Source organism: Flavobacterium sp. J372, assembly GCF_024699965.1.
In the GTDB taxonomy this organism is placed as follows: domain Bacteria; phylum Bacteroidota; class Bacteroidia; order Flavobacteriales; family Flavobacteriaceae; genus Flavobacterium.
In genome coordinates this window covers 1-22632 of the sequence record NZ_JAJOMZ010000003.1, presented here as the reverse complement: position 1 = coordinate 22632, position 22632 = coordinate 1, and the positions used below count along the sequence as shown (strand labels likewise).

The 22632-nt window shown below is 42.9% G+C and carries 22 protein-coding genes, 1 tRNA gene and 9 pseudogenes; 22 read left to right on the top strand and 10 right to left on the bottom strand.

Annotated features, from left to right (window positions below; genetic code table 11):
* Nucleotides 1-158 precede the first annotated feature (158 nt).
* The 7 genes and pseudogenes from LRS05_RS00410 to LRS05_RS00380 form a co-directional block, all read left to right on the top strand.
* Nucleotides 159-506: a choice-of-anchor A family protein gene (locus tag LRS05_RS00410; RefSeq protein WP_257866513.1), complete on the top strand. Its 348-nt coding sequence runs from the start codon at nucleotides 159-161 to the stop codon at nucleotides 504-506.
* A gap of 32 nt (nucleotides 507-538) precedes the next feature.
* Entirely contained in the window at nucleotides 539-853 is a 315-nt protein-coding gene (locus LRS05_RS00405) for a collagen-binding domain-containing protein (RefSeq protein ID WP_308224779.1), read from the top strand.
* On the top strand, nucleotides 808-1083 hold the full coding sequence (locus tag LRS05_RS00400) for a collagen-binding domain-containing protein (RefSeq protein WP_257866509.1): 276 nt from the start codon (nucleotides 808-810) through the stop codon (nucleotides 1081-1083). Before LRS05_RS00405 ends, LRS05_RS00400 begins: the two co-directional genes overlap by 46 nt.
* Nucleotides 1064-1516, top strand: a complete 453-nt coding sequence (locus tag LRS05_RS00395; protein ID WP_257866508.1) for a PKD domain-containing protein — start codon at nucleotides 1064-1066, stop codon at nucleotides 1514-1516. Before LRS05_RS00400 ends, LRS05_RS00395 begins: the two co-directional genes overlap by 20 nt.
* A complete protein-coding gene (locus LRS05_RS00390; protein WP_257866507.1) occupies nucleotides 1482-1910 on the top strand; it encodes a hypothetical protein in 429 nt (142 codons plus the stop codon). Before LRS05_RS00395 ends, LRS05_RS00390 begins: the two co-directional genes overlap by 35 nt.
* 232 nt (nucleotides 1911-2142) lie before the next feature.
* The gene (locus LRS05_RS00385; protein WP_257866506.1) at nucleotides 2143-2607 is read left to right on the top strand and encodes a hypothetical protein; all 465 of its coding nucleotides are present in this window, start codon (nucleotides 2143-2145) and stop codon (nucleotides 2605-2607) included.
* 479 nt (nucleotides 2608-3086) lie between these two features.
* Nucleotides 3087-3308, top strand: a pseudogene (locus LRS05_RS00380) (T9SS type A sorting domain-containing protein); the annotation flags it as partial.
* Nucleotides 3309-3367: 59 nt separating this feature from the next.
* Here LRS05_RS00380 and LRS05_RS00375 read toward each other — a convergent pair.
* The 4 genes and pseudogenes from LRS05_RS00375 to LRS05_RS00360 form a co-directional block, all read right to left on the bottom strand.
* A tRNA-Ser gene (locus LRS05_RS00375) sits at nucleotides 3368-3455 on the bottom strand.
* Between the two features lie 43 nt (nucleotides 3456-3498).
* Nucleotides 3499-4526: pseudogene (locus LRS05_RS00370) on the bottom strand (asparaginase).
* Nucleotides 4516-5652: pseudogene (locus LRS05_RS00365) on the bottom strand (1-acyl-sn-glycerol-3-phosphate acyltransferase). The pseudogenes LRS05_RS00370 and LRS05_RS00365 overlap by 11 nt, the downstream one beginning before the upstream one ends.
* 69 nt (nucleotides 5653-5721) lie before the next feature.
* Nucleotides 5722-6490: pseudogene (locus LRS05_RS00360) on the bottom strand (TatD family hydrolase).
* Between the two features lie 93 nt (nucleotides 6491-6583).
* Between LRS05_RS00360 and LRS05_RS00355 the strand changes: the two are divergent.
* On the top strand, nucleotides 6584-7024 hold the full coding sequence (locus LRS05_RS00355; RefSeq protein WP_257866505.1) for a retropepsin-like aspartic protease: 441 nt from the start codon (nucleotides 6584-6586) through the stop codon (nucleotides 7022-7024).
* A gap of 84 nt (nucleotides 7025-7108) precedes the next feature.
* Nucleotides 7109-7588, top strand: a complete 480-nt coding sequence (locus LRS05_RS00350) for a hypothetical protein (protein WP_257866504.1) — start codon at nucleotides 7109-7111, stop codon at nucleotides 7586-7588.
* A gap of 27 nt (nucleotides 7589-7615) precedes the next feature.
* Here the strand turns inward: LRS05_RS00350 and LRS05_RS00345 are convergent.
* The 3 genes and pseudogenes from LRS05_RS00345 to LRS05_RS00335 all read right to left on the bottom strand — a co-directional run bounded on the left by LRS05_RS00345 (nucleotide 7616) and on the right by LRS05_RS00335 (nucleotide 9055).
* Nucleotides 7616-8223, bottom strand: a pseudogene (locus LRS05_RS00345) (FAD-dependent oxidoreductase).
* Between the two features lie 10 nt (nucleotides 8224-8233).
* On the bottom strand, nucleotides 8234-8434 hold the full coding sequence (locus LRS05_RS00340) for a hypothetical protein (protein WP_257866503.1): 201 nt from the start codon (nucleotides 8432-8434) through the stop codon (nucleotides 8234-8236).
* A gap of 45 nt (nucleotides 8435-8479) precedes the next feature.
* Nucleotides 8480-9055 carry a MarC family protein gene (locus LRS05_RS00335; RefSeq protein ID WP_257866502.1) on the bottom strand — a complete coding sequence of 192 codons (576 nt, stop codon included), beginning with the start codon at nucleotides 9053-9055 and terminating at the stop codon, nucleotides 8480-8482.
* A 128-nt stretch (nucleotides 9056-9183) separates the two neighbouring features.
* Between LRS05_RS00335 and LRS05_RS00330 the strand changes: the two genes are divergently transcribed.
* The 6 genes and pseudogenes from LRS05_RS00330 to LRS05_RS00295 all read left to right on the top strand — a co-directional run bounded on the left by LRS05_RS00330 (nucleotide 9184) and on the right by LRS05_RS00295 (nucleotide 15700).
* A complete protein-coding gene (locus LRS05_RS00330) occupies nucleotides 9184-9771 on the top strand; it encodes a DUF3109 family protein (protein WP_257866501.1) in 588 nt (195 codons plus the stop codon).
* 247 nt (nucleotides 9772-10018) lie between these two features.
* Nucleotides 10019-11000, top strand: a pseudogene (locus LRS05_RS00325) (ribonucleotide-diphosphate reductase subunit beta).
* A 63-nt stretch (nucleotides 11001-11063) separates the two neighbouring features.
* Nucleotides 11064-13486: pseudogene (locus tag LRS05_RS17575) on the top strand (ribonucleoside-diphosphate reductase subunit alpha).
* 67 nt (nucleotides 13487-13553) lie between these two features.
* Complete coding sequence (locus tag LRS05_RS00305) at nucleotides 13554-14027, top strand: RDD family protein (protein WP_257866497.1); 474 nt, start codon at nucleotides 13554-13556, stop codon at nucleotides 14025-14027.
* A gap of 3 nt (nucleotides 14028-14030) precedes the next feature.
* Nucleotides 14031-14279: a hypothetical protein gene (locus LRS05_RS00300; protein ID WP_257866496.1), complete on the top strand. Its 249-nt coding sequence runs from the start codon at nucleotides 14031-14033 to the stop codon at nucleotides 14277-14279.
* 80 nt (nucleotides 14280-14359) lie between these two features.
* Nucleotides 14360-15700, top strand: coding sequence for a deoxyguanosinetriphosphate triphosphohydrolase (locus LRS05_RS00295; protein WP_257866512.1), 1341 nt, complete (start codon nucleotides 14360-14362; stop codon nucleotides 15698-15700).
* Nucleotides 15701-15863: 163 nt separating this feature from the next.
* Here LRS05_RS00295 and LRS05_RS00290 read toward each other — a convergent pair whose 3' ends face one another.
* The 3 genes and pseudogenes from LRS05_RS00290 to LRS05_RS00280 all read right to left on the bottom strand — a co-directional run bounded on the left by LRS05_RS00290 (nucleotide 15864) and on the right by LRS05_RS00280 (nucleotide 18622).
* Nucleotides 15864-16103 carry a hypothetical protein gene (locus LRS05_RS00290; protein ID WP_257866495.1) on the bottom strand — a complete coding sequence of 80 codons (240 nt, stop codon included), beginning with the start codon at nucleotides 16101-16103 and terminating at the stop codon, nucleotides 15864-15866.
* A 38-nt stretch (nucleotides 16104-16141) separates the two neighbouring features.
* Entirely contained in the window at nucleotides 16142-16813 is a 672-nt protein-coding gene (locus LRS05_RS00285) for a DUF3078 domain-containing protein (RefSeq protein WP_257866494.1), read from the bottom strand.
* Nucleotides 16814-16851: 38 nt separating this feature from the next.
* A pseudogene (locus LRS05_RS00280) lies at nucleotides 16852-18622 on the bottom strand (1-deoxy-D-xylulose-5-phosphate synthase).
* A gap of 484 nt (nucleotides 18623-19106) precedes the next feature.
* On the opposite strand from LRS05_RS00280, the gene LRS05_RS00275 reads away from it, so the two are divergent.
* The 7 genes and pseudogenes from LRS05_RS00275 to LRS05_RS00250 all read left to right on the top strand — a co-directional run bounded on the left by LRS05_RS00275 (nucleotide 19107) and on the right by LRS05_RS00250 (nucleotide 22524).
* The gene (locus tag LRS05_RS00275) at nucleotides 19107-19451 is read left to right on the top strand and encodes a hypothetical protein (protein ID WP_257866493.1); all 345 of its coding nucleotides are present in this window, start codon (nucleotides 19107-19109) and stop codon (nucleotides 19449-19451) included.
* A complete protein-coding gene (locus LRS05_RS00270; protein ID WP_257866492.1) occupies nucleotides 19358-20254 on the top strand; it encodes a VCBS repeat-containing protein in 897 nt (298 codons plus the stop codon). The genes LRS05_RS00275 and LRS05_RS00270 overlap by 94 nt, the downstream gene beginning before the upstream one ends.
* Nucleotides 20244-20651 carry a VCBS repeat-containing protein gene (locus tag LRS05_RS00265; RefSeq protein WP_257866491.1) on the top strand — a complete coding sequence of 136 codons (408 nt, stop codon included), beginning with the start codon at nucleotides 20244-20246 and terminating at the stop codon, nucleotides 20649-20651. The genes LRS05_RS00270 and LRS05_RS00265 overlap by 11 nt, the downstream gene beginning before the upstream one ends.
* A 95-nt stretch (nucleotides 20652-20746) precedes the next feature.
* Nucleotides 20747-21067, top strand: a complete 321-nt coding sequence (locus LRS05_RS00260; protein WP_257866490.1) for a hypothetical protein — start codon at nucleotides 20747-20749, stop codon at nucleotides 21065-21067.
* A 151-nt stretch (nucleotides 21068-21218) separates the two neighbouring features.
* Nucleotides 21219-21287: pseudogene (locus tag LRS05_RS17570) on the top strand (hypothetical protein); the annotation flags it as partial.
* Nucleotides 21288-21774: 487 nt separating this feature from the next.
* Complete coding sequence (locus LRS05_RS00255; RefSeq protein WP_257866489.1) at nucleotides 21775-21924, top strand: hypothetical protein; 150 nt, start codon at nucleotides 21775-21777, stop codon at nucleotides 21922-21924.
* Nucleotides 21925-22221: 297 nt separating this feature from the next.
* Nucleotides 22222-22524: a T9SS type A sorting domain-containing protein gene (locus LRS05_RS00250; protein WP_257866488.1), complete on the top strand. Its 303-nt coding sequence runs from the start codon at nucleotides 22222-22224 to the stop codon at nucleotides 22522-22524.
* Nucleotides 22525-22632 lie beyond the last annotated feature (108 nt).

The window sequence follows — 22632 nt, the reverse complement described above, 5'->3', positions numbered from 1 at the left end:
CCCCAAACGTTAAAAATTTAATATTGATGATTAGAAAAGTACTCCCGAGGATCTGCCCTTTATCGGCGGCCTCTCTGTTTTTTACAACCCGCTACTGCGCAAAGCCCAACCGAGGCAGCTAAAGGTTTCAATATCTTTACTGAAACGGCCTTACTCTTATAACAAATGAAACTGAAGGCCCTGTTGCCTGCGGCGGTGACCTTACTATTAAAGGCAGCTACCAGGTGCAGGTTATACATAATTCCGGTACCTTTACTGTAGGCGGAGTAAAAATCGGCCTGTTAGTAAATGGTAAAGTTAATTACACATCCGGAAACGCTGTTCAGGTACAGTCTAATACATACGTAAAGATTGGTAATAGCACAGGCTCTACCGTTTGGTACTATGACCAGAATAATGCCACACCTCCAATAAGGGTTACTCCTACAGCAGGAGGTTACAACGGTTCGCCCAGAATTGGAGCTTCAGGCAAATTCTCCACAGCTTGGCGTAGGTGTAAACAATAATCCTGTTTTCCAGGGGGGGCTTCTTGATTTTAGTGCAGCTTTCCAGACGCTTCGCACAAAAGTCTTCGGCAATCTCACAATGTGCTGCCAATGCAAATATTACAAATGCGAATGGAGCGACTATACCTCATACCAATATGCCGGGACAAATCAAAATCAATCTTGCTGATGGTATAAACTATTTTAATATTACGGGAGCAGACCTTAATGCTGTACAAAATATCATTTTCAATAACCCGCCAAGCGCTTCAAAAGTGTTGGTTATTAATGTAGATGCGGCAGGTACTTATAACTGGAATGTATGGAACCAGGGCGGCATAGGCTTCCAGAACTGTCCGTACATTTAATATATAACTCTTACAATACCACACAGCTAAACATTGTATCAGGTAATGCAATTGAAGGTACAGTATTCGCTCCTTTTGCAAACGTTGATAAAAGCGGTAACCAGTCAAACCTCGAAGGGCAGGTTATTGCAAAATCGTTCACACACAGTGGCGGCGAAGTGCATTATGCAGTTTTCACACCATCTGTTACAGGTTGTGCACAGCCGGTAGGTGTTGCCCCCGACAGCTAATTTTAGCATAAACAACGGCGCACTGTGCCTTGGTAATGCATTTGTGTTTACAAATACATCTCATACCGGAAATGCGGTTCAACCGGAAGCTCCGCTTTCATACCTTTGGGATTTCGGCGATGGCACTACAAGCACGGCCATGAATCCAACTAAAACATTTGCAACTGCCGGTGTGCATATGGTAAAGCTTACCGCAACAAATACTTATGGCAGCAATACAAAAACAGTATTTTTAACTGTGTACCCTGAAGTTGTTCCTGCTCTAAACCAGGCAACAGCTGCAACAGGTAACGGATCAATCACAAAGCAGTTTACGCTCACAAATGCTTCAGATTTTACTAATTATTCATGGTCAATGGCAGGCGCAGGTACAAGGATTGTACACCAACCAGCCGATTGTGAATTTTACATTTACTGTAGAAGGCTACTATGAAGTAATTGTTACAGGAACTACTGCTAACGGATGTGAAAAATCAACTGTTGTTGGTGTAGTGATTGCGTCTGATGATGTAAGTACAGGTAATAATGGTGGACTTGAAAGCGAAAGCCTTGGTGATGCCTTATCAAAAAGATATGTGCAACGCAAAATGAAAAGTGTACCTACAGAATTAGTAAAGACCGATGCTATGCTTTATGACAAAGCTAAGCTGCTTGTAAAATCAAACCCTGCCGGCCGCAACGTAAACAGCCAGACGATGCTTGCAATGTTCCCGACAGAACTTGCTTCCGGAAACACATCGCACGTAACATCACCTACAGATATCCTTGACTACACTATAGCCCAGGAAGTAATAAGTGTTGACTTTGAAATAGCCGGCAAAAACTAAAGCTGTTGTACTTGGGGTAAGAACGAGAGATAAGGTATATAACCATACCAAAGCATCATGTGACAGGCTTCGCGGCGCCGAAATACTTACCGTAAAAAGCAGTACAGATTGAAGGCTATAATTTCCTGATGCAGGCAATAAAACAACGCACAGGTATTGTTGAATATGCTATATCATTTGCTGTTGCAAAAATAATAACGACACTAAGTATACACTGCAGTCTAACTGGTTTGTGAAGGATTATGCAATCATGAATGATATGTATAACTTCCAGGTTTGGGCTACAAATCCTGAAAGCACAGAGAAACTCGTTACAGATATACTGCACAACCTTCAAAATTTCATCCCGGTACAGCAAACAGAAGTACAAAGGATGCCGAAGACCTATGCATCTAAAGTGTCAAGGGAAGGGACAGATATGGTTATTAACCTGAAAAGTGCTGAAGCAGGGCAGAACATTGAGGTTGTTACTGAAGAAGTATATAGCGAAACTAATGGTTATGCCATGAGATATAACCCACTGACTTCTGAAATGACGCAGACGCTTCGTATCGATATCAAAGATGGTTATGAGTATGATGGGCTTATAAAAGTGGAAGGAATTACCCAGGATGCATTTTATCATGCTGACGGTAACTGGGGCCTTGACTATGACGGCGCTAACACCATAATAAAAGTCTTACACAGTATCAAATGACTTCGACAGAGTATATAACGAGAACGAGTATGCTATACACAGGAATGTAAAATTGCAGGCGCATAGCAACCAAGACTATCTTACCCTATACAAATCATTGCTTCCTGGCCATTTGCCCGCTAATTATACTGATTATAAATTCCTTTCGTTCAAAGCCAAAGGTAGCGGCCTGCTTGAAATTGGCCTGGTAAAGCCGGTATTACAGAATGGAAACACCAGTACAAAGCTGTGATAAATGTGCGTAACAAAGAAGAAGTTTATTACATACCATTCAGCTTCATGAAATCGATTGCAAGTAACCAGCAATTGACTGCTGATGACCTTACAATGATTACGTACACATTCTTACCAGTACAGGCTGGGACTAATGACCTTGACCTGACAATAGAAGACGTTAAATTTACCCAGACAGCCCGTGAAGGTTATGAGGAGTTGCTAAACTCAATGGTTAACCAGTTTGTAATGTTCCCAACCCGTTTCAAGGTAATATCAACTGTTTGCTTTATAGCGAGGTTACAACAACTGCTAAAGTTACGGTACATGACATTACCGGCAAGCTGGTACATACAGCAGCTGTTAACCTGGAAGAGGGAAGGAATGAGCTTAACTTTGATTTCAGCCACCTTAACTCAGGTATGTTCTTCTTTAACGTTGACAGCGGTAACGTGAATTACGGTACATCAAAAATCGTTATAAAATAGTTGTAATGTAGATTATGATAAAAGGCTGCCAACAGGCAGCCTTTTTATTTATATAGTTGCAGAGAGGAAGGGATTCGAACCCTCGATGCCCTTTTGGAGCATACACACTTTCCAGGCGTGCGCCTTCGACCACTCGGCCACCTCTCTAAGCTGGCGCCAAAAATACTATTTAATAACCATTAAAAAAAGGCTATTGTGTCAATTCGCCGCAGATGCTGCTTTCAAAAGCATACATGAATTGATTTGCCGGAGTCTCCTGCCCTAACAGCCACATAAGCTTTGTAATGGCAGCTTCGGTTGTAATATCTTTGCCTGAAATAACCCCTATTTCTTTAATTGGGTACTGGTTTCATAATGCCCCATATTCACACTTCCGCCGGAACATTGGGTAACATTAATGATGTGGATGCCTTTTGCTATTGCCTCCTTTAAAATATCTACAAACCATTCATCTGTAGGCGCATTGCCCGAGCCATAAGTTTCAATAACAGCGCCTTTAAGGCCCGGAGTTGCCATTATTGATGTTAGTACTGCTTTGTTTATACCAGGAAATATTTTGATAATTACAGTACCTGCATCCAGCTTATCTTTTACGCTAAATTGTTCATTGTTATTGCTGTGCAGCAAATCTTCATTTACCTTCAAATACACGCCAGATTCTGCAAGGGCAGGGTAGTTGGGCGATGTAAATGCATTAAAGTGCTCAGCGCTAATCTTTGTTGTGCGGTTGCCCCGGTACAGCTTATATTCAAAATACAGGCAAACTTCTTTGATTACGGGTTTGCCATTTTTTGTAGGGCCGCAACCTGTATGGCAGTGATAAGGTTTTCTTTGGCATCAGTACGCAAATCCCCGATTGGCAGCTGAGAGCCTGTAAAAAATCACTGGCTTGGTAAGCCCAGAAAGCATAAAGCTTAGCGCTGATGCTGAATACGACATAGTGTCTGAGCCATGCAATACCACAAAACCGTCAAAAATGTCGTAATTGTCATTTATTATAGCTGCAATCTTTGTCCATTTATCCGGATCCATGTTTGATGAATCTATAGGGTGGTCAAAAGAAACCGTTTCAATATTACAGTCCAGGTGGCGTAGTTCGGGTATGCGGTTCAGCAGTTTTTTAAAATTGAAGGCCTTAAGAGCTCCTGTAGTGAAATCTTTCACCATGCCAATGGTGCCGCCGGTATAAATAAGCAGGATGTTTGGCCTATAGTGCATTCTGGTATTTCATCTGGTTAACAACCGGGTTGGCATACATAGCCAGGAAACCTTCACGCACAATTTTGTCATCTGCATCTATGCGAAGTTCAAGCCGGCGTTCAAAAAGATCTTTTCCCTTTTCAGAATAGTGTGCAGCAAACCTGTCAGATCCATTGAGCATGTCATAGGCTATATAATTGGTGGGCCACAGCTTATAGGTGCTTAATATGGCATCGTCAATAACCTGCGCAAGTGCCTGTATCTGTTTATTTGGGTTACTTTCAGTGGCAGCAATCGCATCAAGTTCTTTGTCCAGGGGCTCGCATACATGCAGGTGTATTCGCTTTTTCTGGCCCATGATTCCGCTTATCAGTGTCATGAAGTCTTCATTCTTTTCTTTTATGTAAACTTCATCGTTAGCCTCTGCCAACAGCTGTGGCATTTTAAGCATATCTGTAGGGTCATATTCATAAGAAATTGAAACCGGCACAATCTTAACCTTTTGAAATAATCCATAAGGTTCTCCTCATCGCTGGCCATGGCAAGCATCTTCAGTACACCCTGATGGGTAGCGTCGTTACCATCTTTAGTCCGTCCCTCACGCTGTGCAATCCATACAGATCTGCACTCCCTCATCAATAATTGGTAAATGTATTCGCTCATTAGTTTAGAGCTTTGCAGCAGTTCTCTTGGCGAAAGCCCGCGTTGTACCAAAAAGTTACGATTAAGTTTTGACAGTACCTGCAAAAACTGTTTTTGCACCAGGTTATCGCCAATGGCACTGGCTGTCATGGTAAGCTTATGGTCATACAGGCACACATTAAGCAATGATGTATCAAGTATGATGTCCCTGTGGTTTGATATATAAAGGTAGGGTGTGTGTGTTTCAAGCTTTTCAAAACCCGAAGTGGTAAGCCCGTCAGATGTTTTTTCAAGAACCCTTTGTATGGCCTGGTAAATGAAATTGATCTGAAAATCACGTTTTGAATGCGTTTTCTCCAGCCATTCGGGTCCAGACTTCTTCAGGTGTTCCGGGAAATGTAAAGCTCATGAGCGCTTTCATCATTGGGTGATGTATCACGCTCCTTATAGCCCCGTTTACTTCTGTATCGTAAAAAGGCCTTATATGGTCAAATTTAGACATGTGCTTGCTGCGGGTTAAACAATCCTGCAAATGAACAAAAAATTAATGGATTTTATTAGAAAATCTTTGTTAAATGCCGTAAACTTCAACTGAATTTTTAGTAGTTATGTCGGCAATTTCTTCTAAAGGCATACTGTATATTTCAGCCAGTTTCTGTGCTATAATAACAGTATAGCTGCTTTCATTCCGCTTACCGCGATAGGGCTTAGGTGCAAGATAGGGAGCGTCGGTTTCAAGAACAATGTTTTCAAGGGGTATCTCATTCAAAAACTGGTCAATTTTACCATTCTTGAAAGTGGCAACACCACCTATTCCCAGTTCTCATGTTATAACTGATGGCCTGCTTCGCCTGAGCGAAATCACCGGTAAAGCAATGGAAGATGCCATACAGGTTATCATCTTTATGTGACTCCAATACTTCAAAAACTTCATTAAAAGCGTCACGGCAATGTATATTAATTGGCAGCGAATATTGCTTTGCAAGTTCAATCTGCCTGCTAAAGGCTTCCTGCTGCCACCCTAGTGTAGATTTATCCCAATACAGGTCAATCCCAATTTCGCCTACCGCGGCAAATTTTCGCCCGGCCAGTTCACGTTCCACATGGTCAAGCTCGTCTTTATAGTTTTCTTTCACATAGGTAGGGTGCAGGCCCATCATCAGAAAAACATTTTCAGGATATTTAGCTTCCAGCTCATACATCTGTTGTGTATATGATGAGTCAATAGACGGCACAAAAAGCCTTGTTACGCCTGCGTCAAAAGCTCGCATTATCATTGCCTCGCGGTCTTGCTCAAACTCTTCGCTGTAAAGGTGTGTATGTGTATCGGTAAAAGTCATGTTGTAAATTTGTGCCAAAATTACGATTTGGGTTTGTGTTTCAGTATAACAATACTTTAATTTAAACCAAATTTGTCAATCATAATGTCATAAATGAAAAACCTGTACGATACCCTTAAAGATAAAGGCTACAAAAAAATCAGCTTTAAAATTTCTAAGACCCAGCACCTGCGAATAAAGGCTAAGATTAACGGGATAGAAGGCGATTTTATTCTTGATACCGGGGCATCAAACAGTTGCGTTGATTTTGAGGGTATTGAACATTTTAAGCTAAACGCGCTCGACTCTGAAACCAAAGCTGCCGGAGCAGGCGGTGTAGGGATGCTCACAAAATCTTCGTTTGAAAATATGCTGCAGATGGGGCGCTGGAAAACCGACGCGCTGAGCCTTGTTATTTTCGATATGTCGCATGTAAATGAAGCGCTTCGGCTTTACAAAGCAAGGCCTGTACATGGTATAATTGGGGCTGATGTGCTGCTTCAGGGCAAAGCGATCATAGACTATTACAACCATTGCCTCTACCTGAAGCAATAAGCGTAATGATTAAATTAAAGTCAAAATCTAAATAGTGAGTGCTAAAAGTTATTATATTGCAGTACTTTTTCAAAGGTTAACAATATGAAAAAAATATACTTCCTGGTATTTGCTATAATTATAGGGCTTACGGCTTCGTCATGTTCAGATGAAACCACTGAACTGCTTAACACGCCCTATGGCGAAATGACATTTATTGTGAATGATGTACAGAAAGTTTATAATAATGTACAGGTTACAGAAAAAGTGGGTTCTACAGGCCAAAGATATCTTAATGTAGTAGGGTCTAATAATGGTGTGCCGGGAGAATACATTGCTTTCAGGATAAATAAATACGAAACAGGGGCTAACCGTGCCACACGATGGGCATATTCACAAGACAGTAACCTTGCCATACGCAAGCAGGTTGACGGAGAAGAATATGATATTGATTCAAATACACTGCTTAACAGTGATAACAGGCTGAGGGGGACTTTTAGCGGGCAGCTGTATAATGAGTACAGCAACATAGTTGTAACAATAGAAGCAGGGGAGTTTACATATAATTACAACCTGCCTGAATAATAAAAAAACCGCTATGCAGCGGTTTTTTTATTTTCTTGTGCTATCGTGGTGCTGGCTCTGTGTGCCGCTATTCCACAACGTCATAATATCAGTTGCTACCGCAGCGCCGCTTCCGGCTGCAATACTAAGCTGGCTTCTTTCACCGGCAAGTGTCCCGGCAACATAAATGCCATCAGCAACCAGGTGGTCTTCATTCTTTAATTGTATGCGGTTTTTTTCAGGTAAAGCTTTTTTGTGCGGAATAATATATTCTGTAAGTCCCGCAATATCAAAAGTTGCTGCCGAACCTACTGCCACTACAATAATCCGCGCCTTATAGTCGCCTTTGTTAGTTATAATGGTAAAATTGCCGGCAGTACCTTCCACTTTCATCACTTTTCTCCGGGTAGCTGTACTACATCAGGATAAGTGCCTGAAAGGTGGGCAAGGCTTTGGGCCATTATGTCTTTACCTAATGTGCCGGGAGCGATGCCGTAAACATTGTTGTAAAGCCCGTCTTGCAGGGCTGAAGCTTTCTGGTGGGTGAATATGCCTACCTTCTTGCCTTCAGCATAAGGCTTTTTAAGAGATGAGCCGAGCACAAGGGCACAGGATACTCCTGCTGCACCACCGCCTATAATTAAAACGTCAAACATATCAGAGAAACTACAGGTTCCTGGTTTTCTCCTCAATAGTTTTCGCCATCCTGAAGATAAGCAATATGCAAACCGCACACATAGAGGCAATGATGCCAATAAGGGCTACAAGGCTGTTACCGGCAAGCAGGTTATCAAAATCAAGAAGAGTGACGTTAAATGCGATCAGGGCAATTGCAATCGCGATAAGAGTGTAGATAAAAAATTTCATTATATAAATCGTAATGATTCTGTGGTAAAGTTATGCAGATTATAACTAAAGAAACAATTGTTTAACATTAGATGCGAATAATTTAACAGCAATAGCTAACAGCACAACCCCAAATACTTTGCGGATTACGCCAAGGCCGTTTACACCTAATGCTTTCTCAATTTTTGCTGAAGACTTAAGTACTGCGAACACAATAATCACATTAAGCGCTATGGCAATTATAATGTTAATCTTTTCGTATTCAGCTCTTAAAGATAATATTGTCGTCATTGTGCCGGCACCCGCGATGATTGGGAAAGCAATAGGTACGATTGATGCTGTGCTTGGATTATCTTCTTTGTAAAGGCGTATACCGAGTATCATCTCGAGCGCCAGGAAGAAAAGTACAAACGAACCCGCCACGGCAAACGAGTTGGCATCAATCCCGATAAGCTTCAGTATCTCTTCACCAACAAACAGGAACGCCACCATAATGATTAAAGCAACTATTGAAGCCTTTTCGCTTTGTATATGGCCAAGTTTGTTGCGTAGGTCAACTATAATAGGTACGCTGCCCACAATATCTATCACGGCAAAAAGCACCATGCTCACGGTAAACATTTCTCTCCAGTCGAAATTCATCTTTGTGCGAAATTATTTGCAAGCGCAAAAGTACCGTAATATTTATGAACCCGAAGCTAACACACCGTTAATTTTTTGGCAGGATTTTAGCACATATTTATACAAAATGTAATGGTTATCTTTGCCGCATGTTTCAACTGGGTAAAACAATAGTGTCTGAAGACATACTGGAGAAAGATTTTGTGTGCAACCTTTCGGCATGCCATGGCGGCTGCTGTGTTGACGGCGATGCAGGAGCACCCCTTAATGAAGAGGAAACCCGCATTCTTGAAGAGATCTATCCACTGGTAAAACCATTCCTGCGCCCGGAAGGGATTGCTGCTATTGAGGCCCAGGGCACATGGGTTACCGGGACTGACGGCGACCTTGAAACACCGCTCATTGATAATAAAGACTGTGCGTACGTAATATTTGACGGAAAAACCGCCCTGTGCGGAATAGAACAGGCCTACAACCAGGGCATCGTAAGCTGGAAAAAACCCGTTTCATGCCACTTGTACCCAATCAGGGTAAAGGACTTCACCGAATTTGCGGCGGTAAATTATGACAGGTGGGACATTTGCAACCCAGCCTGCGCCCTTGGTAAAGAACTTGAAGTACCGGTGTATAAATTTGTACGCGAGGCGCTGATACGCCGCTTTAGGGAAGATTGGTATGCTGAACTTGAAAAAGTGGCTGCCGAACTGAAAGAACAACCTGCGCAACGCAGGCGTTAATCGCTTCTTAAGCCCTGATTTTACAGGGCGTTACATCTATCTCATCTTGCTATTTTAGTTTCGTAACATTTTGCTTTTCAGGTATTTATAAATTTAATATTTGATTGCCTTAATGTTAAGCGTTGTTAAAAACTATGCCTGATTGTGGATAAGTTTGGCTTTCATTTTCTTTTTCAAATGCCAATCTTTGTAATCTACTCCGGCGGTAAAATCGCCATACAAATAATAAAATTAAAGTCAAAATAATATGTCTGCAATAGAGCCAATTTTACAGGAAAACAAAAACCGCTTCGTAATTTTCCCCTATCAAGCACCATGATATATGGGACTGGTACAAGAAAATGGAGGCTAGTTTCTGGACTGCTGAAGAAATTGACCTGCACCAGGATATTACAGACTGGAACACTAAACTCAGCCCTGACGAAAAGTATTTCATCAAGCATATCCTGGCGTTCTTTGCGGCGTCAGACGGTATTGTGAATGAGAACCTCGCAGAAAATTTCGTAAACGAGGTGCAGTATCCGGAAGCTAAGTTTTTCTACGGTTTCCAGATCATGATGGAGAACATACACAGCGAAACATACTCGCTCCTTATTGATACTTATGTGAAAGATGAGGCTGAAAAAGACAAACTGTTCCATGCTATTGAAGTGTTTCCCGCCATCAAGAAAAAAGCGGAATGGGCGCTGAAATGGATTAAAAGCGACTCTTTCGCCGAAAGGCTTATTGCGTTCGCGGCCGTTGAGGGTATTTTCTTCTCAGGTGCATTTTGCTCTATATTCTGGTTGAAGAAACGCGGGTTGATGCCGGGCCTAACCTTTTCAAATGAGTTGATTTCGCGAGACGAAGGTGTTCACTGTGATTTTGCCGTGCACCTGCACAACCACCATCTTGTAAATAAAGTATCGAAAGACAGGATAAAAGAAATATTGATAGATGCGCTTAACATTGAGCGTGAATTTATTACCGAGTCGCTTCCGGTGAGCCTTATCGGGATGAATGCCGTGCTGATGACACAGTACCTTGAGTTTGTAACCGACAGGCTTCTTGTAGAGCTTGGCTGTGAAAGGCAGTTCAACACCGGCAACCCGTTTGATTTCATGGATATGATCTCGCTTCAGGGGAAAACCAACTTCTTCGAGAAGCGCGTAAGCGAATACCAGAAGGCGGGCGTGCTCAACAAAGAAAGCGGAGACTCGCAGAAAATAAGCTTTGATGCTGATTTTTAATAAGATAACAAACCATTATATATGCAGCTATGCTGCCAGTTCTAACCTAAAAAATGTCGCCATATGTATGTAGTAAAGAGAGACGGTAAAAGAGAGCCGGTAATGTTTGATAAGATTACCGACAGGGTAAGGAAATTATGTTATGAGCTTAACGAGCTGGTAGACCCGGTAAAGGTAGCCATGCGCGTGATTGAAGGCCTGTATGACGGCGTTACTACAAGTGAGCTGGATAATCTTGCAGCTGAAACGGCGGCATCTATGACGGTTACGCACCCTGACTATGCCCAGCTTGCTGCACGTATAGCTGTGAGCAACCTGCATAAGAATACCAAGAAGTCGTTCTCTGAAACCATGCACGACATGTATAAGTACGTGAACCCCCGCACCAACCAGGAGGCTCCGCTTATTTCTGACGAAGTGTATGAAGTGATTATGGCCAATGCTGAAAAGCTGGACTCAACCATCATCTACAACCGCGACTTCAACTATGATTATTTCGGGTTCAAAACACTTGAGCGCTCATACCTGCTTAAGGTGAACGGCCAGATTGCTGAGCGCCCGCAGCACATGCTTATGCGTGTATCTGTAGGTATCCACCTGAACGATATAGACTCAGCTATAGAAACGTATGAGCTGATGTCTAAAAAATATTTTACCCATGCTACGCCAACGCTTTTCAACGCGGGTACGCCAAAGCCGCAGATGTCGTCTTGCTTCCTTTTGACCATGCGCGATGACAGTATTGAAGGTATTTATGACACGCTGAAGCAAACAGCCATGATATCGCAGTCGGCGGGTGGTATAGGCCTTTCTATACACAACGTGAGGGCTACAGGCTCTTACATCCGCGGTACAAACGGTACATCAAACGGTATTGTGCCGATGTTGCGTGTGTTTAACGACACTGCACGTTATGTTGATCAGGGCGGCGGTAAGCGCAAGGGAAGCTTTGCTGTGTACATTGAGACATGGCATGCTGATATCATGGATTTCCTTGACCTGAAGAAAAACCACGGTAAAGAAGAAATGCGTGCACGTGACTTGTTTTACGCAATGTGGACAAGTGACCTGTTTATGAAGCGCGTGCAGGAAGATGCACACTGGACGCTGATGTGCCCTAACGAGTGCCCGGGACTATATGATGTTTTATGGCGATGAGTTTGAAGCGCTGTATACATCTTACGAAGCACAGGGCCGTGGCCGTAAGACCATTAAGGCACGTGAGCTTTGGGAAAAAATACTGGAGTCTCAAATCGAGACCGGTACGCCATACATGCTTTACAAAGACGCCGCTAACCGCAAGTCAAACCAAAAGAACCTTGGTACTATACGTTCATCAAACCTGTGTACGGAAATTATGGAATATACTGCGCCTGATGAGGTTGCCGTATGTAACCTGGCTTCAATTTCACTGCCAATGTTTGTTGAAGATGGCAAATTCAACCACGATTACCTATACCAGGTTACTAAGCGCGTAACCCGTAACCTTAACAAGGTTATTGACAGGAACTACTATCCGGTGAAAGAGGCCGAGAACAGTAACATGCGCCACCGTCCGGTTGGTTTGGGTGTGCAGGGCCTTGCGGATGCATTTATACTTATGCGCCTGCCATTCACCAGTGATGAGGCTAAAAAGCTAAACCAGGAAATATTTGAAACCATGTACTTTGCCGCCGTTACCGCATCTATGGAAATGGCGAAAGAAGAAGGGCCATACTCTACATTTGCAGGTTCGCCAATATCTCAGGGCGAGTTCCAGTATAACCTCTGGGGGGCTTAATGACAGCGACCTTAGCGGGCGTTGGGACTGGGCTTCGCTTCGTAAAGAAGTTATGGAGCATGGCGTGCGCAACTCACTGCTTATGGCGCCAATGCCTACAGCTTCTACATCACAGATACTGGGCAACAATGAGGCATTTGAGCCTTATACATCAAACATATACACGCGCCGCGTACTTTCGGGCGAGTTCATTGTGGTGAACAAGCACCTGCTTGAAGACCTGGTGCGCCTTGGCTTGTGGAACGAGACCCTGAAACAGGAGATCATGAGGGCAAATGGTTCAATCCAGAATATTGAAGGCATCCCGGCTGATATAAAAGAGCTGTATAAAACCGTATGGGAAATGAGTATGAAAGACATCATTGATATGTCTCGCCAGCGCGGATACTTCATTGACCAGAGCCAGTCACTTAACCTGTTTATGGAGGGCGCTACGTTTGCCAAGCTTACGTCGATGCACTTCTATGCATGGCAGAGCGGCCTGAAAACAGGCATGTATTACCTGAGGACGAAGAGCGCGGTTGATGCTATTAAATTTACGCTGAATAACGATAAAAAAGCTGAGCCTGCACCGGTTGCAGCCGCAATGCCTGAAGTTGTAACCGTTGAGGCGGAAGCAGAAGGCATGAGTGCGGCAGAGTTCAGGGCGATGCTTGAGCGTTCACGCAATGCTGACCCTGAAGACTGCGAAATGTGCGGATCTTAACCTTAAAACAAACACAAACAGAAAATGAGGGGCAGGCAACTGCTCCTTATTTGATTGAAAACACCTTATGGAAATAACAGATGATGTGCTTGCTGTAAAAAGCAAGCGATTCGGGAATTTTGTGATAGACCTAATTTTCCGGTATGTGATTGTGTTCGTGTTGAGTTTTATCGCGATTGTAATAGATCCCGAAGGATTTACGGCCTGGATTGAGACTGTGACTACGCTCGAAGATATCATGTACAGCCTGCTGCTATTAATGATTTACTTCATTGTAACGGAATCAATTTTCCAGAGGACGGTAGGGAAGTTAATCACCGGGACAATGGTTGTAATGGCCGACGGTTCAAAACCATCTTTTGGGACAATTGTGCTGCGTACATTGTGCAGGCTGATACCTTTTGAGGCATTATCTTTTATTGGTGATGACGCGTATGGCTGGCACGACAACTTCTCTAACACCTATGTAGTTGATATTAAATTGTATAATGAAGCAATGAGTCGGAAAAATTCTTTCGATGATATAGGCAAATCAGAATAAATCATGTCAAAAGATAAAAAGGATATATACACCGGCATTATCGGAAAAGATGAGAAAGGCAACTACCACTGTGGCGAGTACCTGCTGGATTATAAAATAGTGGTGAATAGCTTTAAGGAAGGCGATAAGATAACGATACGCTCGGTGATTGAAAACCCAAGCGATATCAGCTATCACGACTACCCAATGAAGTCAAAGGATTTTGTACTGGCTGATAAGAAGTTCGTAAAAACACCACGTAAAGAAGAGTAACTAGCCAAAAGGCACAAGCCACAAGTTTTGCTGCAAGAGTGAGTAACTTGAAACCTTAAACCTGAAACAAAAACTCCATGATGCAATGGGAACAGCTGCTGTCTCTTAAAAGGCAGGGCGATACAAGCAAGCGTTTACGTAAAGAACAGGATGATACCCGCCTCGGCTTTGAGGTGGACTATGACCGTATTATATTCTCGTCGGCGTTCCGCAGCCTGCAGGACAAGACGCAGGTGATACCGCTCTCTAAAACCGACTTTGTGCACACCCGCCTCACGCACAGCCTTGAAGTGAGTGTAGTTGGGCGTTCACTTGGGCGTTTGGTAGGCAAGAAAATCATAGAGAAGCATCCATACTTAAGCGAAGTGCATGGTTTCCATATGAACGATTTTGGGGCTATTGTGGCAGCGGCGGCGCTGGCACATGATATTGGCAACCCACCCTTCGGGCATTCGGGTGAGAAAGCTATTGGCGAGTATTTTAAAACCGGCAACGGGCAGCAGTACCGTGATAAGCTTACTGATAAAGAGTGGCAGGACCTGATTGATTTTGAAGGCAATGCCAACGGTTTCACACTGCTTACATCATCACGCCCCGGCGTTGAGGGCGGCCTACGCCTCACATATGCCACGCTTGGCACTTTCATGAAATACCCCAAAGAATCGCTTCCTAAAAAGCCGACTGCCAATATATCTGATAAGAAGTACGGGTTCTTCCAATGCGATAAAGAGTTTGTTCAGGACGTGGCGAAAGAGCTGGGAATGATTCCGAATAAAACAAGTGGAGATATAGGTTATGAGCGTCACCCGCTGGCGTATCTGGTTGAAGCGGCCGATGATATCTGTTACACCATTATCGATTTTGAAGACGGTATCAACCTGGGCCTAATTCCTGAAGAATTTGCCCTGGAATACCTCATAAAACTGGTAAAAGATTCTATAGACGCAGCCAAATATAATACGCTGACAACTAAGGAAGACCGCCTGAGCTACCTGCGTGCACTGGCAATAGGCAGCCTTATCAGCGATGCGGTAAGCACCTTCCTTGAGAACGAAGAATTGATACTGGAAGGTAAATATCCCCACGCGCTCACAAATCAGGGCAGATATACTGCACAAATGCGTGATATCATCAATCTGAGCGTGAAGAATATCTACCAAAGCCGTGAAGTAGTAGAAAAGGAGATAATGGGTTACAGGATGATTAATGTACTTCTGGATAGCTTCTGTACCGCTTACAACAAAAAGTATGACGGCACCGCGGGAAATTATGACAACCTGCTGCTGAAAATGCTTCCCGAAAAGTTCATCACCGAAAAAATGAACTTATATGACAGGCTGCTGCATATCTGCCACTTTGTATCAACCCTTACCGATGGTAAGGCAGTGCTGTTGTACAATATGATAACAGGGAACAAATAATCGACTGTTCGACATCTTCGAAAGTTGGATATTCGATTTCGACTGTTCGAATTACCAAGTATATGAAGAATAAGCATTCAGACAGTCATGCTGTCGAGTAATCGAAGAGGTCAATTGTTGAAATAGTCATGCTGTCGAAAGATCTAATAATCGAAAAATCTGACTAAAAAGTATAGCTCAGCCCAAGCCCTAGTATTTGCTTCAGCTGAAGTTTCGGGCCTACGGTCACTACTCCGCCATCACGCTCTTCGGTAGCTTTTATATCATCATCATAAATAATATGGGTGCCTATGTTGGCCTTCACATATTCATTTACGGTCATATCAAGCGACAGCTGCCAGTCTACATCAATATTCCCGAAATTGTTCAGGTAATCGCTGTAGAAACTTATACGGTGATCCATTTTTATGTTTTTAGCTACTGGGCGCTTTATCTGGTTGGTTACAAGTATACCAACTTCAGTACGCGACTTTTGCCGTCTCGTAATTTATTGCTCTCACTGTCATAAATGGCACCATCAACCCCAAATGCACCTTTATCTGCAAGCATCTGGTTCAGGACTAAAGTAGTCTTTTCAGTAAGAGGCGAGAAATAAGCAGTAAGCCCAAGGTCTTTGCGGATGTACTCTGTACCAACACCCAGGAAAATATAAGCAGGTGCAAATGGGGCAGAGATTTCAATATCGGTATTAGGGTAGGCATAACCGTTGGCAAACTGGGTATTAAAAGTAAATTTTGAACTGTAGTACCAGTTAGATATCGTGTCTGTGCGGTAGCCGAAGGTCGAGTTCATTTGTATCTGGTCGTCTGTCTTTCGCATCTCACGCCCTTCCTGACTGTTAAGCCCATATTTCAGTATTAGCTCATTATTCCAGTTGAGGTTGCCTTTGGTGTATTTCCTGATGAAAGCGCCTTTGGCAAGCCCGGCAACCGAATTATTACCACCTACGCTCCAGTTAACAAAAGCTACCTGGTTTATGTCAAGGCCCACGGTATTGGTTTTCGTCCAGTAAGTAATGGTATCAGGCAGGGTTGTAGTAATAAGCACCTGTGCTTTCAATTGAGAAAAAAACGCCAAAAACACTACTGTAGTGAGGTATACCCTGAACTTCATCGGGAAACGGTTTTAATTCGGTGCAAAAGTCGGTAATTTTAGTAAGCCGAAAAAATATCGGTAAGTGATTTAACGTCTATACCGCAAATTTGTTGCAGTTCGGTTACTGTTCCGTGTTCAATGAAGTTGTCCGGAATCCCTAAAACCCTGATAGCAGCTCTGTAGTTATGCTTTGCAGCAAAGGCCGTAATGCTGCTGCCGAAACCGCCGATAACGGTACCGTCTTCAATAGTAATGATGGATTTGAATTCTGCAAAAATCTTATGTAAGAGCTCTTCATCAAGCGGCTTTATAAACCCAAAATCATAATGCGAAAACTTATCAGCGCTACTACTATTTGCAAGCGCTTTGGTAACATTGTTGCCGATTGTACCCGTGCTTAAAATCGCAGCTTCACTACCGGACTTCAGCTGTTGTGCCTTACCTATTTCAATGCGTTCAAACGGCTTCAGCCAGTCGGCGTTTTCTGCACGGCCACGCGGGTAGCGAATAGCAATGGGGTGGGGCAGCCCAAGCTGGGCGGTATATAAAATGTTTCGTAAATCAGACTCATTTCGCGGTGCATAAATGATAAGGTTAGGTATACAGCTGAGGTAGGCAATATCAAAAACACCGTGATGTGTAGCGCCGTCTTCGCCAACCAGCCCGGCGCGGTCAAGGCAGAAAATAACAGGCAAATTTTGCAAAGCCACATCGTGAATAACCTGGTCATATGCCCGTTGCAGGAAGGTTGAGTAGATGTTGCAAAACACCGTCATTCCTTGGCTGGCAAGGCCTGCGGAGAGGGTTACGGCGTGCTGCTCGGCAATGCCAACGTCAATGGCACGATCCGGGAAAGCCTCCATCATAAATTTCATAGACGAGCCCGATGGCATGGCCGGCGTAATCCCGATGATTTTATCATTTTGCTGCGCCAACTCAACCAGGGTTAACCCGAAAACATCTTGGTATTTGGGCGGAAGCCCTTCGTTTTTAACCGGCAAAACTTCACCAGTCTCGCGGTTAAATTTACCCGGGGCGTGGTACTTCACCTGGTCTTCCTCAGCCAGTTTCATGCCTTTGCCTTTGGTTGTAACAATGTGCAGGAAACGTGGGCCTTTCAGTGATTTCTGCCGATTAAGTTCGGCAACCAGAACTTCAAGATTATGGCCATCAATAGGTCCGCTATAATTGAAATTCAGCGAGCGTATCATGTTGTTTTGGCGCGGATTACGGCCTGCTTTTACCTCTGTGAGATAATGCTTGAGTGCGCCAACGCTCGGGTCAATGCCAATGGAATTATCGTTGAGTATCACCAGCAGGTTGGCATCGGTCATCCCGGCGTGGTTCAGGGCCTCAAAAGCCATTCCTGATGCTATCGAGGCATCACCAATCACAGCAATGTGTACTTTTTCAGAATCACCTTTTAATTTTGAGGCCAGCGCCATGCCCAGAGCTGCTGAAATTGAAGTGCTTGAGTGGCCTGTGCCAAAAGCATCGTATTCGCTCTCATCGCGTTTTGGGAAGCCGCTGATACCGCCAAGCTGACGGTTGGTGTCAAAGCTGTCTCGGCGGCCAGTGAGTATCTTATGGCCGTACGCCTGGTGGCCTACATCCCAGATTAACAGGTCATTAGGGGTGTCAAAAACATAGTGCAGGGCAACAGTAAGCTCTACAACGCCCAGGCTCGCACCCAAATGCCCCTCTTTAACCGAAACCACATCAATTATAAACTCCCTCAACTCATGCGACAACTGATGTAATTCGCTAATTGAAAGCTGTTTAATGTCTTTTGGGGGAGTTGATGTTTGATAAAATTTTGCCCGGCATTTTGTGGTATAAAAAACAAAGTTACGATAATTAATTTTCGCGCCTCGTTTTAACAGAATTTAACACCTGAACAATAAATTGCCTTATTTGCCTTCACTTTTGAATTTTTGCAGAGCAGCGATTAACACTTCTTTAACAGGTGCTGTTCAATATGTTTTTCAATTAAAAAAATGCAAGAAAATTCTTCCTTATAAAATAATCGATGAACGGTAACTTTTTGAAAGGGTTTTGTAACGCCGGTTCAAAATAGCCGCCGTAATTTTGCAGTGTAGAAAGTTAAGGTTTCATTTTTCAAGTCTTCAAGTTTCAAAGTCTTCAGTTTTCAAAGTTTTTCAAGTCTTGCAAACGTTCTTTGAAATTCTGAAATTTTCCAGCTTAGTCTTTATTTAGTGTGCTTGTAAAACAGTCCACATATCGGTCGCTTGTATTTTGTTTGCTGTAAATCAAAACAATATGCTATATTCGCGGCAGAATAAATCACTTTATGAAGAAAATTTTTACGCTTGTGTTTTTAGCGATTTGCGGGGCAGCTCAAGCCCAAACGGGTTTTGCACGGGAAATAATAACAGACGAGACATCCGGCGACTTTCATTTGATGTATACTGCAATTGCAGATATTGACGGTGATGGTAAAAATGATGTTGTAAGTAAGGGGTCAACAAAATCCTATGGCATAAAAATATTGATGGACATGGTACATTTGGCCGGGGTAAAACTATACTTACAGGTGAGTCAATGCGCGGATTTATTACAGGTGATATTGATGGTGACGGAGACAAGGACATTATTTTCCATAGATATAGTGAACAAAGTCAGTCAGCACACATAGGTTTTATCAAGAATGACGGAGCAGGTAATTTTGCTCCTGTAGTGATGATAGCTAGTCTTGGCAATACCATTGCAGATGTAAACCTTTATTTATCTGATATAGATGCTGATGGAAAACCTGATCTTGTGTTTATAAAAAATAATGCTGTTTGCTGGTCTAAAAATACTAACGGGCAGAATTTCGCTTCGCCCACTGTAATTGCCCAACTTAGTGATGCAACTATAGTGTTTACATGCTCAGATTTCACTAATGACGGTCTTCCGGATATTGTGTATAACCATGTAAATACAATGGGTTTAATTAAAAATATCGGGGACGGGAATTTTGCAGCAATGCAACCTATAGATACAGCATCTATAGGTTTTAATATCGCAGCTGCTGATATGGATAGTGATGGTAATGAAGATATTGTATTTATAAGATGGGAACAGGATTCAAGCTTTTCCTTGAAAAGTTTGGTGTGGTACAAAAACAATAATAATGGTCAGTTTGGTGCGAGGCAAACCCTGGTTACACCACTAACGGCAAATAATAGCTATGATTGGTTCTGGCTGGAAACCGCCGACTTTGACAATGATGGTAAACACGACATTGGCTTGTCGAGAAGGGAAACAGGTAAATTGGCCTGGTACAAAAACATGGGAAATGGTATTGTGGCGGCTGAGCAGGTTATCGCCCAAAATATGGCCGGCATCATCAATTTTGCGGTTGGCCATATAAATACCAACGAAAGTATTGATGTTGTTGCAAGTAATGCGGGCTACAAATTGTCGTGGTATAAAAACACGCCGGATGGCTTTTAATAGCGAAGTGAACATCACCAGCGCAGTGTTTGACCCTAATAAAGCGGACACAGGCGATATTGATGGTGATGGCTATATAGATATTGTGGTATCATCTGGAACCGACAAGAAGATTACTTGGTACAAAAATAATAACGGGCAAGGCTTTACAGGAAACCAGAATATTGTGACCTCTTCTCTGAATGGCGCATGTAATGCCACGCTTGTTGATATAGATAATGACGGCGACCTCGACATTATGGCGAACAGCACATATTTGGTGCAAGGCAACTATACTTCTCTATTTTGTTATAAGAATAACGGGCAGGGAATATTTACACAACAGCTTATAACACCTGAAGAGTTTGGCAACCCTGCTTACAGCTATAATTATGTTGACGTAGACAGTGACGGGTAAAGATATAATTGCTTATATAGCTCCTGCTGTTAAAGTGTATAAAACAATGGCAATGGCATTTAAGCCAATCCTTATGCTATTACACCATGGACTACATGGCCATATATCCTAATAAAATTTTCTTGGCGATATTGATAATGACTAAGCCTGATAAAATAACACGGCAGTCGGAAGTTGTAGCTGTTAAATGGTATAAAAATTTGGGTACCGGCACTTTAATCCCTGCAACAGATTTGCAAAATATACCTTTTGGAGAATTTACAATAATAACCGATATGAATGCCGATGAGCAAGAAAGGATCTTGGTAAGTTTATTGCAAGAGCCCACTGAACTGCCATGGTTTCAGGGTATGGGGTCTGGTGCTTTCAGTCAGAAAAAAATTTTATTGCGACTACGTTTCTTAACTTTGAGATGACAAAGGTAAGTTGATATTGATGAAGATGGCAACAAAGACATCGTTTCAACATCACACAATGGGCAAGCACTGTATGGTATCGTAACAATGTTAATACAGGCACATTTCTTCCACCTAATTATATACTTAACACCGGGGGAAGCGGACCCAGAGCAGTATAGCCGTGACAGATATAAATGGCGATGGCAAAAATGATATCGTCTGCCTGCTCGGTGCTTGATGATTCAGTAAGCTGGTTTAAAAATGTTGGTGAATATTATAATACAATTACCGGCACTCGTACGTTTTGATGTTGATGCCAATGGTTGAAAATACAACAGATACAACGTCACAGCAGGTTTTAGTAATTTATCAACTAAGTGGTAGTAATACATGGGGTCATCTTTTACAAATGCTTTTAGTGTTTTCACGACGAAACAAATCAGGAAGCACATATAATACAACAACACTTCGCCACTGGCAAATTTCGACGGCTACGCCGCAGTCTGGCTAATCTGCTTTCTCAAATAACAGCGGAGGCAACAGTACGCTTAATTTCTGCCTGCAGACAACAACGCAAATTACCGATCTTGACGTTTCAATTTACAATATAACTGAAGTAAGGCCTGGATTCCCGGTTCGATACAAAGTTGTCGTTAAAAACACAGGGACAGTACCTGCGGGAGGCAGTCTTGTGTAGGAATTTTGATAGGTGCAAAAACTAAATTATGATCCTGATTCATCGCCGCGGGGCAACTGTTACAGGAGATAACCTCACTTACAAGATGGGTACAGTTTCGGTATTTCAGCCTAAAGAATCTATAGTTAGCCTCATAGCTAAAACACATGGCAACGATGAAAACAAGGCGATGAAGTAAAGTTAATCAGCCGCTGAGCGGCAGTAGAGACGCGACGCCAGACGACAACTCAGCAACGGACACTGCAACGGTAGGAGTTTCGATAATGATCCCCACGATATCACAGCTTAAGTAAAATGGATATCGCTTGAAGATGCCGATGAGTACCTTCACTACCTTATCCGTTTCTGAAACATGGGGTAGGGGGAATAACTTGGCTGGATGGTGCAGAAAGGATCACAACCATGCAGATTGACGTTACGAGCCATAACGGCCGTGTTGAAATAATAAATGGTGCCGAGGCCACATTTACGTTTGATGCCATTTATTACACTGGCTGGCAATGTAAACAGAGCTTCCATCCTGTATATTGGTGTTATTGCCGGCAAGATAAAGCCAAAAGCTAATGTTCAGTTGGGTGATACTTTGGCACAGGCACACTTTAATTACGAGTTGATAACAACATTGGGCCGACAACAGCGGTTGACGCCGCCGCCGGATCGCCGCAGTTCATCAACGGTCACGGTTTATCCTGTGCCGTCTAAAAACATCCTCAACATAAAAGCCAATACAGGCATTGCTAGAATTGAGATATACAACCAGGCAGGGCAGCGTGCTTAGCAATGTCTTACAAACAGCATCGATATTTCGGCGCTTAGCCAGGGCATTTATTTCCGCGAAGATTGAAGATGTAAATGGCAGTAGCGTGACAAAGAAGGTTGTTAAGAA